Annotated in this window: 10 protein-coding genes and 1 CRISPR repeat array (1 of these 11 only partly in view); of the genes, 6 read left to right on the top strand and 4 right to left on the bottom strand. The window is 45.1% G+C overall.

The window, feature by feature from the left end:
* Positions 1 to 546: direct repeats of the CRISPR family, unit length 37 nt; unit sequence CTTTCAAATTAATGAAACCCGTTCGCGGGATTGAAAC; it reaches 372 nt to the left of the window's first position.
* Positions 547 to 693: 147 nt separating this feature from the next.
* On the top strand, positions 694 to 1,323 hold the full coding sequence (locus HEQ19_11300) for a Uma2 family endonuclease (GenBank protein WYM00022.1): 630 nt from the start codon (positions 694 to 696) through the stop codon (positions 1,321 to 1,323).
* Between the two features lie 291 nt (positions 1,324 to 1,614).
* Here HEQ19_11300 and HEQ19_11295 read toward each other — a convergent pair whose 3' ends face one another.
* Together HEQ19_11295 and HEQ19_11290 are read right to left on the bottom strand one after the other, a co-directional pair.
* A complete protein-coding gene (locus HEQ19_11295; GenBank protein WYM00021.1) occupies positions 1,615 to 4,143 on the bottom strand; it encodes a mannose-1-phosphate guanyltransferase in 2,529 nt (842 codons plus the stop codon).
* 138 nt (positions 4,144 to 4,281) lie between these two features.
* Positions 4,282 to 4,587 carry a hypothetical protein gene (locus HEQ19_11290; GenBank protein ID WYM00020.1) on the bottom strand — a complete coding sequence of 102 codons (306 nt, stop codon included), beginning with the start codon at positions 4,585 to 4,587 and terminating at the stop codon, positions 4,282 to 4,284.
* Between the two features lie 843 nt (positions 4,588 to 5,430).
* Here HEQ19_11290 and HEQ19_11285 point away from each other — a divergent pair.
* The 3 genes from HEQ19_11285 to HEQ19_11275 all read left to right on the top strand — a co-directional run bounded on the left by HEQ19_11285 (position 5,431) and on the right by HEQ19_11275 (position 9,094).
* On the top strand, positions 5,431 to 5,793 hold the full coding sequence (locus HEQ19_11285; GenBank protein WYM00019.1) for a hypothetical protein: 363 nt from the start codon (positions 5,431 to 5,433) through the stop codon (positions 5,791 to 5,793).
* Positions 5,794 to 6,152: 359 nt separating this feature from the next.
* A complete protein-coding gene (locus tag HEQ19_11280; protein WZI67181.1) occupies positions 6,153 to 8,165 on the top strand; it encodes a hypothetical protein in 2,013 nt (670 codons plus the stop codon).
* A gap of 734 nt (positions 8,166 to 8,899) precedes the next feature.
* Positions 8,900 to 9,094 carry a hypothetical protein gene (locus HEQ19_11275; protein ID WYM00018.1) on the top strand — a complete coding sequence of 65 codons (195 nt, stop codon included), beginning with the start codon at positions 8,900 to 8,902 and terminating at the stop codon, positions 9,092 to 9,094.
* Positions 9,095 to 9,236: 142 nt separating this feature from the next.
* Here HEQ19_11275 and HEQ19_11270 read toward each other — a convergent pair whose 3' ends face one another.
* Entirely contained in the window at positions 9,237 to 9,506 is a 270-nt protein-coding gene (locus tag HEQ19_11270) for a YciI family protein (protein WYM00017.1), read from the bottom strand.
* Positions 9,507 to 9,559: 53 nt separating this feature from the next.
* Here HEQ19_11270 and HEQ19_11265 point away from each other — a divergent pair, with 53 nt between their 5' ends.
* Positions 9,560 to 9,757, top strand: a complete 198-nt coding sequence (locus HEQ19_11265) for a hypothetical protein (protein WYM00016.1) — start codon at positions 9,560 to 9,562, stop codon at positions 9,755 to 9,757.
* A 3-nt stretch (positions 9,758 to 9,760) separates the two neighbouring features.
* Here the strand turns inward: HEQ19_11265 and pheT are convergent, their stop codons facing one another.
* Positions 9,761 to 12,196 carry a phenylalanine--tRNA ligase subunit beta gene (gene pheT / locus HEQ19_11260; GenBank protein ID WYM00015.1) on the bottom strand — a complete coding sequence of 812 codons (2,436 nt, stop codon included), beginning with the start codon at positions 12,194 to 12,196 and terminating at the stop codon, positions 9,761 to 9,763.
* A 517-nt stretch (positions 12,197 to 12,713) separates the two neighbouring features.
* Here pheT and HEQ19_11255 point away from each other — a divergent pair.
* The gene (locus tag HEQ19_11255; protein ID WYM00014.1) at positions 12,714 to 14,873 is read left to right on the top strand and encodes a family 10 glycosylhydrolase; all 2,160 of its coding nucleotides are present in this window, start codon (positions 12,714 to 12,716) and stop codon (positions 14,871 to 14,873) included.
* Positions 14,874 to 14,937: the final 64 nt, after the last annotated feature.

Below are 14,937 nucleotides of genomic sequence, written 5' to 3'. Positions count from 1 at the left end.
TTCAAATTAATGAAACCCGTTCGCGGGATTGAAACATCCCCAATTACAACCAGCCATACACCCGCATTGTTCTTTCAAATTAATGAAACCCGTTCGCGGGATTGAAACAGTTCCTTAATTCATTGAAGCAATCCCTAAATAGGACTTTCAAATTAATGAAACCCGTTCGCGGGATTGAAACACTTTTTTATCATCGAATATTCTGCTGATAGCAACTTTCAAATTAATGAAACCCGTTCGCGGGATTGAAACAGCATGGCTTTGGCTGTGGCTGATAAATAGTTTCTGCTTTCAAATTAATGAAACCCGTTCGCGGGATTGAAACTCCATATTTTTATTGAATCCCTATAACGGGATTATACTTTCAAATTAATGAAACCCGTTCGCGGGATTGAAACATTCCATAGTGCCGCAGAGTCTTTTCAAAAGCCGAAGACTTTCAAATTAATGAAACCCGTTCGCGGGATTGAAGCTTCCGTCAAACTGATTTATAATTTTTAGATATTCATCTTTCAAATTAACAAAACCCGTTCGCGGGAAACTGCACCCAAGAGTGGGTGGAGAGGGAGAGAAGCCGCCGAGGAGGGGCATAGGGCATACATAGGGCATTGGTTACTCTTCCCCATGCTCGATGCTCTAAAACTCCACCCAAGAGTGGATGGAGTTTTTCATTGACTTTTTGGAGGTAGATAAATGATTCAATCGCTACCAATGACGATTTCTGTTGACCAGTTTCTAGACTGGTATCCTGCTAATTCAACACAGTTGCGTTACGAACTGCATAATCGATTTATCAAACAAATACCACCACCAACAGGTGATCATGAATTACTTATCGCATTCTTAATCCAGCAAATTTTGCAGGAGTGCGCCCGGATTTCAAAACCCTATTTGATTCCTAAAATGGGGTTTGTTCAATCAACTGAAAGTGAATCTACTTTCTTACCTGACATACTGTTGTTGAATCGCCCCAACTTAGTCAATGAGCCAAAGTGGAGAAATAAATCAACAGTTAGTCAACCGTCATCAATCCCATTAGTTATAGAAGTTGTCAGCACGAACTGGCGTGATGATTACTTTACCAAACTTGGTCAGTACGAGGCTATTGGCATCCCAGAATACTGGATTGTAGATTATGCTGCTAGTGGTGGTAGAAAATTCATTGGTAATCCTAAACAACCAACTATCTCGATTTACTCGTTAGTTGAAGGGGAATACCTTGTTAAGCAATTCCGAAATGGCGATCGCATCGAATCCCTAACTTTTCCAGACTTGGCTCTGACTGCTGAACAAATTTTTCAATCCGCCAATCCACTGACATAGCTACGTGATGAACGTTGCGCCCCCGAAGCTCATTGCACCACAATAACCGATTGACACCCATTTTATCCCAATACGGTTCAGTTAAGGAAAATTGTCGTAGGGGCACGGCACGAATAAAATTGTCAATTAGAAGAAAAAATTTTGGATGCCGTGCCCCTACAGTGTATATCATTCGAGCCTAACTGAACTGTATTGCATTTTATCCGCCATGTCAGGATGATTCTCCGTAGGGGCGCAAGGCCTTGCGCCCCCCAAGGCCTTGCGCCCCCGCAAGCCATAGATAGAGTTCGCTTACACCTCAGCCGGCTGTTGTTCCTGTTCCTTCTCCACAAATATCTGCACGCGCTTACGGTAATGTCTTAAAGTCTCATCGACCCAATCGCGCTCATTGCTATTAGCATACAAATGCACTACCGGTTCACTAGCATCGGGTAAAACTAGTAGCCAACTGTCATCGTAGGGCTGACGAATTTTCACCCCATCGATTAATTCTAGATTTTGCGCGGGGTTAGTTTCCACCAAATGACGCATCAGCGCCCCCTTAACACTCCAGGGACAGCGGACTGTATAATTTTTGTGAACCACACGGGGTAATTCTGAGCGCACAGCCGCAAGCGATCGCTCTTGTATTGTTAACATTTCAATGAGCTTGGCGATGCAAAACATCGAATCAAATCCCGGATGCAGTTGTGGGAAAATAAAACCAGTCTCCCCACTACCTGCCAATACCACATTTGGGTATTTTTGGGAAGCCTCCATCAAGGCTGTGGGATTGGCTTTGGTGCGAATTACCTTCCCATCATGGCGACGGGCGACTTGTTCCACCGCACTAGAAGCATGAACTGGCACCACTACAGCCCCTCTGGGGTTAGACATTAAGATCATGTCTACCATCAGGGCGGTGAGGGTTTCCCCCCGAATGGGAATACCAGATTCATCGACTAAAATAAGTTGTTCCCCATTTGCCGATACTTGCACACCAAAATTAGCCTTTAACGCCTCGACTACATGACCAAGTTGAGTCAGCAATGTTTCGCGGTCAGTAGTAGACATCGCCGTTTTATTCAAACTGGCGTTTAGCACCACTGCATCCGCCCCAAATTTATGTAACATTTGGGGTAATACAGCCCCAGACACCGCATAAACATAGTCTATGACGATTTTTGCCCGACTGTTACGCAGGGTGTCAACGTGCAATAGCTTCTCAAACGCCTTGCAATAAATGTCACTAACTTGACTGGGGTAGGCGACATCACCAATTTCATGAATTTGCGATCGCCGCATATCTTCCTTAAAATAAGCCCCCTCAATTTTCTTTTCCTGCCCTTTAGAAATATTAATCCCTTTGGCGTCCATAAATTCAATCAGGATGTAATCAGCACGGTCTGGGTGTACCCGCACATGAATACCGCCAGTTATCCCCATTTTGGGAATAACCGTCCGCGCCATAGGAATCGCCGTAGCATCGAGGTTTTGAATATCAACCCCCACCGACATCAGACCAGCAATCAGCGATCGCGTCACCATGCGCGAGATATTCCGCTGGTCACGGGAAACTGACACTTGAGAACCTGGTTTTAAAGTAGAACCGTAAGCAGCACCCAACTTCACCGCAAATTCTGGGGTGATGTCAATATTAGCTAAACCTTGCACCCCACGCTGTCCAAATAGATTCCGTTGGGCGGTATTCCCCCAAATCAAGTTAATGTTTAAAATCGCACCAGACTCAATCTTTTTACTAGGCCAAACCCGCACACCAGGGCTAATTTTGGCTTCTTCACCCACCGTAGAAAGCGAACCAACTACAGCCGCTTCCAACACATGAGCGCGGCGGTCTACACGGGTGCCACGAGAAATTACACAAGCAGATAAATGGGCTTCTTCGCCAATAATTGCCCCATTCCAAACAATCGGACGCTTGAGATTAGCATCACCAGCAATGGTAACATTATCTCCAATGACGGTACCTGCCTCAATTTGGACTCTAGCCCCGATGCGGCAATTATTGCCAATCACTGCTGGGGTTTCAATCATCGCTGTTGGGTCAATATAAGTGTTTTGTCCCCGCCATAAACCAGGAGAAACTTCATTGTAAGCAACATCGAGGTTTACCTGACGATATAGGGCATCATACTGAGCTTGACGATATGCATCCAAGTGACCCACATCGCACCAGTAACCTTGGGCAATATAGCCATACATTGGCTCATCTTGTTGCAGCAATAACGGGAATAAGTCCTTAGAAAAATCGCATTCTGTGTGTTCTGGTAGGTATTGTAAAACTTCCGGTTCGAGAATGTAAGTACCAGTATTGACGGTATCAGAAAAAATTTCACTAGTAGAAGGTTTTTCTAAAAATCGCCGAATTCGACCTTGTTCATCGGTAATCACCACCCCAAATTCAATAGGATTGGGGACTCTGGTTAAAATTAAAGTAGCTTTGGACTTTTTTTGTTTGTGAAATTCAATGGCTGCAGTCAGGTCAAAATCCGTGACACTATCGCCGCTAATCACTAAAAAAGTTTCATCTAAAAGTTCGGCAATATTTTTTACACAACCCGCCGTCCCCAGGGGTTGGTCTTCCTCCACCGCGTAGGTCATCTGGACACCAAAATCGTCACCATCTTGAAAATAGTCTCGCAAGACATCAGGTAAATAATGCAATGTCGCAATTACTTCCGTAATTTGATGTCGTTTGAGGAGATTAATAATGTGTTCGGCAATTGGGCGATTGAGAATGGGTACCATAGGTTTGGGCAAATCGCAAGTTAACGGGCGAAGCCGCGTTCCCGAACCGCCAGCCATTAGTACTGCACGCATAATTCCTCCTTAGCTGTTTGCAGCATTTGCTGCATCAAGACCCGCAAGATACTTTGTGTTCTTCTTACACGATAGTGCGCCAAGTGAGATAGATTACTATTTAGATTAATAAATTCAGAAAAAATTCAGCGTGTAATATCAAGTCTTCCCTGTAGCAGCTTCCGGCTTCCCTGTAGCAGCTTCCGTCAAGACGTTTCCGTGTTCCGCGCAGTCTGTAGCAGCTTCCGCCTTCCCTGTAGCAGCTTCCGTCAAGACGTTTCCGTGTTCCGCGCAGTCTGTAGCAGCTTCCGCCTTCCCTGTAGCAGCTTCCGTCAAGACGTTTCCGTGTTCCGCGCAGTCTGTAGCAGCTTCCGCCAAGACGTTTTTATGTTCCGCGCAGTCTGTAGCAGCTTCTGCCAAGACGTTTTTATATTTTACGCACTTATTATTTACAGCGATTTTCATTGATTTGAACCACAGATCCTCGTAGGGGCGCAAGGCCTTGCGCCCCTACCGCGTGGTCTATTTACCTGAAAACTGCTGTAAGCTCCGCGTTATACCATTTCACTTTAAGTATGATACAAATACGTTGGTAGGGGCACGGCATTGCCGTGCCCTTACGGGAAACCTTATGTGATCAAGAAACTGTATATAGCGGTTCTTGGTTGAGTCCAATACACTCGTAAGGGCACGGCAGTGCCGTGCCCCTACACGCGACAATATAATTTTGTGTATATAGCGGTTCTTGGTTGAGTCCAATACACTCGTAAGGGCACGGCAGTGCCGTGCCCCTACACGCGACAATATAATTTTGTGTATATAGCGGTTCTCGGTTGAGTCCAATACACTTGTAAGGGCACGGCAGTGCCGTGCCCCTACACGCGACAATATAATTTTGTGTATATAGCGGTTCTCGGTTGAGTCCAATACACTTGTAAGGGCACGGCAGTGCCGTGCCCCTACACGCGACAATATAATTTTGTGTATATAGCGGTTCTCGGTTGAGTTTAATACACTCGTAAGGGCACGGCAGTGCCGTGCCCCTACACGCGACAATATAATTTTGTGTATATAGCGGTTCTCGGTTGAGTCCAATACACTCGTAAGGGCACGGCAGTGCCGTGCCCCTACACGCGACAATATAATTTTGTGTTGCATTCAACTGAGAACCGCTATATTGCCTGTTCCCTGTTTCCTGTTATTCAAATTTTAGGTTTTTTAACAAAAATCAACAATTTTACGTATGACAACTGTTTAAACCATTGTCCACTATAGAGTTATCCAAAATGTGGAGAATGAGTATTAATTATGCCAAGACCAAAACGCAGTTCACGTACTCTCGATAAAGCTCAGATTCGTCTAGCAAGCGTTAAATCTATCAGTCAAACTCTAGATATCGGAGAAGGATTGACAGTTACAGAATATACTGATAAAATAGAAACCCTGCGTAAAATACTGGAAACGTACAATAGCAACCTTTCTAGTATCGATATCTTATTAACCCAGATTATCGAACAAGAACAAGATTTAGCAGATTATTCTGAGAAAATCTTGCGTGGTATTGCTTATAAGTTTGGTCACGATAGCCATGAGTATCAGATGGCTGGAGGTACTCGCAAAAGCAACCGCAAGCGTACTGTGCGTCAAAGTGTAGCTTTGCCTACTACCTAAAGCTACTTACAGGGATTTTCTGGTAAATAGACCACGTGGTAGGGGCGCAAGGCCTTGCGCCCCTACGTTCCCCTTGCGCCCCTACGTTCCGCTTAATTGTGCCTACCTACTTATCACACAATAAATTATTTAGAGTCACCCCACGTCCCTGAGTACCTGCATTTCTCACAAATAGGGTCAGGTTCATAAGGATCATCAATTATTAACGAGGATATCGCGCTCACCCGCCCCTACGAATTCGGGACATAGAGAAAGCAACGGTCAGAAAAATCTGGTGAGAAATCCGAGAGTAGAACTTTTTGCAAATATTTTCTCAATATCCGATATAAATGTTCTATACACATTTCAGAGGATTAACGATGGAACCTATCTCTCTGATTCTTGCTGCATTGGGTGCAGGCGCGATCGCTGCTACTAAAGAGACCGCACAAACAGCAGTTAAAAATGCCTATCAGGGGTTGAAAACCTTGATTAAAAAAAAGTTTGCTGAACAGGGTAAAGAAGATGACAGCGATATTGTAGATAAACATGAGAAAAAGCTGGATTCAGAAGCGTTTAAAGCATTGCTTAAAGAAGAGTTAATCAATTTAGGAGTTGATAAAGATACGGAAATTATTAAGTTAGCGCAGGAGTTATTGAAACAAGAAAAGCCGGAAGAGTCAGCTTGGCAAGAGCGACTGCGTTCAGCCAAGGGACAATGGGAAGCAACGAAGCAAGATTCTGGTTCATTGTTGCGGGGTGCGGCTTTGGCGGAAGCAGAAGAACAACTCAAGGAACGCCCAGAAGACTTAATTGATGAGCAAGAATTTATTGAGCAGAGTATCCAAGAAGGAAATCGCCTCCAACAAGTCGAAGTAGCCAGCAGGAAACGCGAAATTAGAACCGCCTGGGGAATTGCTGCGGGTTCGTTGGTGGCGGTGATGATTAGCGGTGGGTTGGCTTTGACTGCATGGAATCAGACAAAGCAATCGGAACTCAATGGAGCCGAATCTCTTGCTAGATATTCTTTATTATTATTTAATGAACATAAAGAATTGGAGGCTTTTGTCACAGCAATTAAAGCAGGGAAAATCTTCGGGAAACACAACACAACTAACCCACAGCAATTAAATGCTTTGCAGACAGTTCTTACTCAGGGAAAAGAACGCAACCGCTTAGAAGGGCATCAGGGTTATGTCTTTAGTGTGAGTTTCAGCCCCGACGGCAAAACCATCGCTACCGCATCAAATGACAATACAGCGCGGTTGTGGAACTTGCAAGGGCAACTGCTCCAGGAATTTAAGGGGCATCAGGATCGTGTCTTTAGTGTGAGTTTCAGCCCCGACGGCAAAACCATCGCTACCGCATCAAATGACAATACAGCGCGGTTGTGGAACTTGCAGGGGCAACGGCTCCATGAATTTAAGGGGCATCAGGGTTATGTCTCAAGTGTGAGTTTCAGCCCGGACGGCAAAACCATCGCTACCGCATCCTTAGACAATACAGCGCGGTTGTGGAACTTGCAAGGGCAACTGCTCCAGGAATTTAAGGGGCATCAGGGTTGGGTCACGAGTGTGAGTTTCAGCCCGGACGGCAAAACCATCGCTACCGCATCCTTAGACAATACAGCGCGGTTGTGGAACTTGCAAGGGCAACTGCTCCAGGAATTTAAGGGGCATCAGGGTTGGGTCACGAGTGTGAGTTTCAGCCCGGACGGCAAAACCATCGCTACCGCATCATCGGACGGGACAGCGCGGTTGTGGAACTTGCAAGGGCAACTGCTCCAGGAATTTAAGGGGCATCAGGGTTGGGTCACGAGTGTGAGTTTCAGCCCCGACGGCAAAACCATCGCTACCGCATCATATGACAATACAGCGCGGTTGTGGAACTTGCAGGGGCAACTGCTCCAGGAATTTAAGGGGCATCAGGGTGAAGTCTGGGGTGTGAGTTTCAGCCCCGACGGCAAAACCATCGCTACCGCATCAACGGACGGGACAGCGCGGTTGTGGAACTTGCAGGGGCAACTGCTCCAGGAATTTAAGGGGCATCAGGGTGAAGTCTGGGGTGTGAGTTTCAGCCGTGACGGCAAAACCATCGCTACCGCATCATGGGACAAAACAGCGCGGTTGTGGAACTTGCAGGGGCAACTGCTCCAGGAATTTAAGGGGCATCAGGATGATGTCACGAGTGTGAGTTTCAGCCCCGACGGCAAAACCATCGCTACCGCTTCAGGGGACGGAACTATTAAACTCTGGGATATGGATTTCGACTCTTTAATGAGGCGCAGTTGTGATGTGGTACGCGATTATTTAACTTATAATCCTTTAAAAAATAATCCTGATGTCAGCGAGAGTGACAGGCACTTGTGCGACGGTATTGGCAGGGAAAAATGAAGCTGACTTTTTGCGTTATGTGGAAAAACCAACGCGAAACCTAACCCCCCTACCCCCCTTACAAAATTGAATGAATCATGGTATGATTTGACCAGAATAGGTCATTTCAGGCTTTGATTAATCATTGCTTCGACGGTAAATAGATCCGCGCTTTGCGGGTTTAGCGGTAGGGGTTTAGCAATGCTAAACCCCTACGAGAGACTTACGCAACTGGCACAATAATAATCGTAGGGTGCGTGACGCAGCGATAAATATTGTACGTAGTCACAAGACTTGTGGCGTCACGCACCATTCTTTGACGGTAAATATAGCGGTTCTCAATTGAATGCAATACAAAATTATATTGTCGCGTGTAGGGGCACGGCACTGCCGTGCCCTTACGAGTGTATTGGACTCAACCGAGAACCGCTATAGATCCGCGCTTTGCGGGTTTAGCGGTGGGGGTTTAGCACTGCTAAACCCCTACGGGTGCGTCAGACCGAAAAAATTCAAATCAAAGCGCATCAGTTGCGTGTTTCGCTGACGCACCCTACAAAATTTCTATTCGTTAACTAGTAACTAGCGATGATGTGCAAGCCTCATCTACACTGGAATGAGATAATGTATCACCAAGTAACTCAGATGCCGAAGTTTGAGGAATTTAGTCCCAGCTTCTCGGTTTTGGTGATGATGTGCCTAAATGGTGTAGGAATACTCAAAACAAATTCTGTCAGTTACTAACGGAGTCAATAGGAATGGTTAAATTAATTATTTTCGCGTTAATCGCAGCTTACGGGTACGGCGCTTGGAAGTTTTGGAATGGGTTTGAGCGGACTAATTTTAGTCAAACTTTACCCAATCGTATTGGTTTATCCTTGTTATGGCCTGCTTTGTGGATTACTAATAAATCCTATCGTCGCAACTTTCAAAAGGCTTTGAAAGGTCAATAATTAGCATTAAGTTTCGATTTATTACAGTCGCGAAATAGACCAGGCTTTTGGGGCGCAAGGCCTTGCGCCCCTACAAATACGAAATAGACCAGGCTTTTGGGGCGCAAGGCCTTGCGCCCCTACAAGGATCTCTTGACTTTTGTTAAAAAGCTTGAATCCACTCTTTCACAAAATATTCAGTCCAAATCCCATTTTTCCAATATGGGTCAGCTTCAATCAATTCGCGGACAGTGGCTTCATCTTCGGCTTCATAAATGCCAAAAACTTTCGTCACATCTTTGGTAGGTCCAATAGTAATCAACACACCAGATTCTTTCTGTTTTGCTAATCCGTCTAAATGGGCTTGACGGTAAGGTTCGCGTTTTGTTAAAACGTCTTCGCAGTAACTTCCCCAGAGGATGTATTTTGTCATAGTTCAATAATTAAAAATTCAAAAATTCCAGAATGAGTGCTGAGTTCTGAGTTGTGAGTAAAAAATTTGAAGAATATTTTCGACTCCCAACTCCCAACTCCTCACTCCTCACTCATTACTCCTCACTCCTCACTCCTCACTCATTACTCATTACTCATTACTCATTACTCATTACTCATTACTCATTACTCATTACTCCTCACTCATTACTCATTACTCATTACTCCCAACTCCTAACTCCTAACTCCTAACTCCTAACTTCTCAAACTGACACCGAATTTCTCCACCAAAGCTTCGCGGACTTTATTGTGTACTGGTTCAACTTCTGCATCGGTGAGGGTGCGATCGCTCACTCGATAGACTAGGCGAAATGCTAAACTACGTTGTCCGCTTGGGACATTTTCACCGCGATATTCATCAAACAATCCCACTGATTCCAACAAACCTTTACCTGCTTTGGTAATTGCTTTTTCAATTTCGACCACTGAGACTTTCACGGGTGCGAAAAAGGCGAGATCGCGATCAGCCGCTGGATAGGTGGAATAAGGATGGAATACTGGTATGACAACTTCATCTTGATCTAGAGCATCTAAAAGTACATTAGCATCCAATTGGAACAGATAAACTGATTCGGGTAAACCTTTGTCTAGACGCTGTTGGGGATGGAGTTGTCCAAAGATACCGAGTCTGTTACCCCTCGTCCACAGGGAAGCAGTGCGTCCGGGATGTAGGCGTTCGTCGCGGCAATCGGGTTGATATTCTACTTGTAGCCGCAGATTGTGGAATACGCTGTCTAAAATGCCTTTGGCTTCAAACCAAGTCAGGGGTTGTTCGCGTCCGCTTGTAGACCATTTATTCACGCGGGTATCACCACCGATAATTCCAGCGATGACATCTGTTTCTTGTAACCCTTCTTCTTCTTCCCAGAATATGCGCCCAATTTCAAAGCCGTTGAGTGAACCGTTTCCCTGCTCTAAATTATATTGAAAAGCGTCAATCAAACCAGATAGCAAATCGGTTCGCAGGGCAGAATATTCCCCAAATAAGGGATTTGACAGCAATATCTGTCTATCTTCCCCTGGTTTAACTAAGGAGTAGTTGATTAATTCTGTTAATCCTTCCGCCCGCAGGGAAGCACGCAATTTGCGAATTAATTCTTGGTCTAGAGGCAGATAGCCAGCTTCGGCTTTTTGTGGTAATGTATCACAAAAATTGTCGTAGCCATAGAGACGGGCAATTTCTTCAATCAGGTCAATTTCCCGTTCTAAGTCGCGGTAACGATAGGGTGGGACGGAAACTGTCCATTTACCAACGCCAGTAGAAGTTAGCTGACATCCTAATGCAGTTAAAATGCGTTCAATGTCTCGTCCTTGTAGTTCTCCGGTGTCCTCTCCCAAATCGATTGGTCCGAGGACTTGATTCACTCTGTCTAAGCGCAGAGAAATGGAACGACTCCAGGTAGCAGGATCGGGGCGAGTGTCGCCTATTTCTTGTTGGACAATGACGCCATGTGCCAATTCGTTAATCAGAGACAAGGCGCGACGGGCGGCGATTTCTAACTCAGCCCGATTCACGCCCCGTTCGTATCTCCCAGAGGACTCACTTCTTAATCCCACACTCCGGGAAGAACGGCGAATAGCCACGGAATCAAATAAGGCTGCTTCTAAAACTAGGCTTTGAGTTCCTTGATGAACTTCAGTTTCTTCTCCACCCATAACTCCCGCCAGTGCTACGGGTTTCTCGTTAGCGGTGATTAACAAATTTGGGGACCAGAGGGTGCGAGTTTGTCCATCTAGGGTTTTGAGGGTTTCCCCAGCATTGGCAAACCGGACACCGATAGTTAAATTTTCACTCCCACCAACAGATTTTAAGCGATCGCGGTCAAAGGCGTGTAGTGGCTGTCCCCATTCCAACAAAACGTAGTTAGTAATGTCCACGACATTATTTATGGGACGCACTCCTGCAGAGCGCAACCGTTGTTGTAACCATTCAGGTGATGGAGCAATTTTTACTTGTTCAATTACCGTACCAATATAGGCAGGACAAACTTGAGTATCGGCGATTTTTAAACTTAAATTTCCCGTAGCGTTGGGAATCGTCACCTCCGGTGGTGCGGGAATGCTCAACTTAGCATTTGTCAAGGCTGCGACTTCCCGCGCTATACCTACCATACTCAATGCATCAGCGCGATTGGCGGTAGCAGTCAGGTCTAAAATTACATCATTTAGACCCAACAGGGGACGCACATCACTACCCAATGGGAGATTTTCTTGAGTAAAAATATGAATCCCATCGACATCGGTGGGTAAACCGAGTTCCTTTAAAGAACAAATCATCCCCGCAGAAGGGACGCCGCGTAATTTCGCGGGTTTAATCTTCAAATCAATCTGCGGTAGGTAAGTACCTGTAGTAGCCACTGCTACATAAATATCTGCCCGGACGTTAGCCGCACCACAGACAATATTTAAAGTCTGTGATCCACCGATATCGACTTGGCAAACACTTAATTTATCAGCATTGGGGTGGGGTTGACGTTCAAGCACTTTCCCCACCACTACGCCATTTGCCCAAGTGCGGCGATCTTCAATTTCTTCGACTTCAAACCCAGCCATTGTCAGGGTTTCGGCTAGTTCTTCTGGGTTTAATGTAATTTCTACTAGTTCACGCAGCCAATTGAGAGAAATACGCATGGAGTGTGCTGTTTTTAGGACTCGTCTTTTGTTCTAATTTTAGGGCGTCGATCAACAAGCGATGGCGACTCACTGATTCACTTTAACAATCCTACTACGTTGAACTAGCAGAACATCTGATTTTCTGTTTTTTAACAAATATTACTTTGATGGTAAACAGACCCGCGTTGTAAGGGTTTAGCAATGCTAAACCCCTACGACATCTCCGGTTTTTTGGCAGCCCATATTTTGTGTTTTTTGTCAATGCGTAAGTCCTAGCAATGTCTCGCTCCCATGCTCTGCGTGGGAGCGAGATATAGTGGGCTTCCGCCTCAAGGACGGATGAGTTGAGGCAACATTTGGGGGGCTTTGTTGGGTTTCGTTCCTCAACCCAACCTACGATTTTCCTTAACCGAGCAGTATTGGGACGCATGGTCTATTTACCTGACAATAGCTGTAACATAACTAGTTAGAGATTGGCATCTACTCAGTTCCATCACCAAAGTATGCAAGTTAACACTCTGTTATTTAAGTGCTTATGCTATTCTCTTTGATACGTCAACGTTTGCGATCAATTAAGCGTCTGTTACCAATCCTGTTTGCGATATCATTTGCTACCGCGTTACTCCTAGAAAACTTCACTCCTGCAACTGCTCAACTATCGCAACCACTCCGTCAAGAAATTCGCGGGGTTTGGCTGACAAATAATGACTTTGACATTCTTCGGAATCGCGCTAGGGTACAGGACACAATTGCTCAATTGCGGCGATTGAATTTTAACACAATTTATCCCGTGGTTTGGAATGATGGCTACACAAAATACCCCAGTGCCGTAACTCAAAAAATGGGTATCCCTTTTTTCTTCAAAGGTACAGAGGGACAAGATGTGGTTGCAGATATGATTGCTCAGGGCCGCCGTCAAGGGTTGCTTGTGATTCCTTGGTTTGAGTTTGGGTTTATGGCTCCCCTGACTTCAGAACTAGCATCAACCCATCCCGATTGGTTGACACAAAAGCTGGATGGGACGCAAACTTCGATTACTGCTGCAGGTGAGGTGGCGTGGTTGAATCCCTTCCACCCAGAAGTGCAACAGTTTATTACTGACCTTGTAATGGAAATCATCAGCCAATATGACGCTGATGGTATTCAATTTGACGACCATACAAGTTTGCCTGTGGATTTTGGCTACGACAAATACACGATTAACCTATATACTCAGGAAACCGGGAATCCGCCACCGCCTAATCCTCAAGCCCAAGCATGGGTGCGATGGCGAGCAGATAAAATCACAGCCTTTATGGTGCAGCTATACCAAGCTGTGAAAGCAAAAAAACCAAACGCAATTTTTGCGGTATCTCCTAATTACTATGACTTTGCTTACAAATTTCAACTGCAAGACTGGCTCAATTGGGTACGTTTGGGGATTGTAGATGAGCTTGTAGTACAGGTTTACAGAAATGATTTACCAAGTTTTGTTAGTACAATTTCTACACCAGAAATTATAGAAGCACAACAATTAATACCAGTTGGCATAGGTATTATGACAGGGTTGAGAAATCGCCCAGTTTCCCTACAACAAATTCAGTCTCAAGTCCGAACTGCTCAAGAACGAGGTTTAGGTGCGGTCTTTTTCTATTACGAAAGTCTTTGGGACTACGCACCAGAACCAGTAGCGCAGCGACAGGCTGGATTTCAAGAAGTTTTTCCTAATCCATCTGTGCGTGATACTGCCGAAATCATACCCCGAAAACCGAGTTTTGATACGATATCAGTTCCCTTGTATACAAGAGGTGCAGCTAGTCAAAGCGGACGTGCATACTTTCTTGAGGTAGCAGTGGCAGGTGGTCAGCCTAGACGTATTTTAATGGATACAGGTTCTGCAGGGCTAAGAGTTCCTCAAGAGTTTTTGGGAAATGCTCCGATTAATTCAACGGGTCAAGTTGTCAAGGAAGTATTAAGTGATGGCACTATCTTAGAAGGAGAGATAGTTTACGCTAATATCCGCATAGGACTGATTCCCACAGCAGAACCAGTTCCCGTCCAAGTTGTTACCAGTCGCCAATGTCTACCCGATAAACCTAATTGCTCGGCAAAAAATGGGCAGCCGTTTTCTGGTATAATTGGTGTGAACTATTCAGAAGAGACACTCCCCTATAACCCATTGAGAAAACTACCAGGAAACCTGAATAACGGATTTATCGTTACTGGTAATGGCGGTAGTAACAACAGAGGTACCCTGATTCTGGGCTTGACAGCAAAGAATCGAGAAGGATTCAAGCTGGCTTCCCTGACTCCACAACCTGTGATTAATGGTATACCTGGCAATATATGGGACTCTAGACTTAACGGAGTTTGTTTGACTATCTCAGGAAGTGCTATAAAAAATAGCTGTAACGGTAGAATGTTAGCGGATACTGGCACCAGCAATAGTTTTATTCACTTTAAGTCTGCTTCCCTCATGGGTAAACTGAAAGCAGGAAGGTTACGCCCAGAAAATACTGTCAAGGTAACAATTCCGGGGATATTAAATTACAGCCTTGTCCCAGGAAACCGCAATGGGTTTAATTTGTGGAACATCAATGTCTTACCACAAGCAGAGCAACCTGTAATCGTGAACAGTGCGATCGCATTTTTCGACAAGTACAATGTACTCTTTGACCCCATCAATGGGCAACAGGGTTTTCTTCCTCGTACTTAAGTACAGCGTTTCCTAAATTCGTGGCGTTTTGGTTCGTAATTGTCCAAGGCTAACGCCACGCTGT

It is taken from the genome of Gloeotrichia echinulata CP02 (assembly GCA_038087035.1).
Taxonomy (GTDB): Bacteria; Cyanobacteriota; Cyanobacteriia; order Cyanobacteriales; family Nostocaceae; genus Gloeotrichia; species Gloeotrichia echinulata.
The sequence above is the reverse complement of the archived record's forward strand: the minus strand, read 5'-3'. Positions and strand labels throughout refer to the sequence as shown.

What these genes read in the sequence shown, in the direction of transcription:
- HEQ19_11300 (WYM00022.1), top strand. Translation starts at nt 694, where the DNA reads ATGATTCAATCGCTACCAATGACGATTTCTGTTGACCAGTTTCTAGAC.
- HEQ19_11295 (WYM00021.1), bottom strand. Translation starts at nt 4,143, where the DNA reads ATGCGTGCAGTACTAATGGCTGGCGGTTCGGGAACGCGGCTTCGCCCG.
- HEQ19_11290 (WYM00020.1), bottom strand. Translation starts at nt 4,587, where the DNA reads ATGAAAATCGCTGTAAATAATAAGTGCGTAAAATATAAAAACGTCTTG.
- HEQ19_11285 (WYM00019.1), top strand. Translation starts at nt 5,431, where the DNA reads ATGCCAAGACCAAAACGCAGTTCACGTACTCTCGATAAAGCTCAGATT.
- HEQ19_11280 (WZI67181.1), top strand. Translation starts at nt 6,153, where the DNA reads ATGGAACCTATCTCTCTGATTCTTGCTGCATTGGGTGCAGGCGCGATC.
- HEQ19_11275 (WYM00018.1), top strand. Translation starts at nt 8,900, where the DNA reads ATGGTTAAATTAATTATTTTCGCGTTAATCGCAGCTTACGGGTACGGC.
- HEQ19_11270 (WYM00017.1), bottom strand. Translation starts at nt 9,506, where the DNA reads ATGACAAAATACATCCTCTGGGGAAGTTACTGCGAAGACGTTTTAACA.
- pheT (WYM00015.1), bottom strand. Translation starts at nt 12,196, where the DNA reads ATGCGTATTTCTCTCAATTGGCTGCGTGAACTAGTAGAAATTACATTA.
- HEQ19_11255 (WYM00014.1), top strand. Translation starts at nt 12,714, where the DNA reads ATGCTATTCTCTTTGATACGTCAACGTTTGCGATCAATTAAGCGTCTG.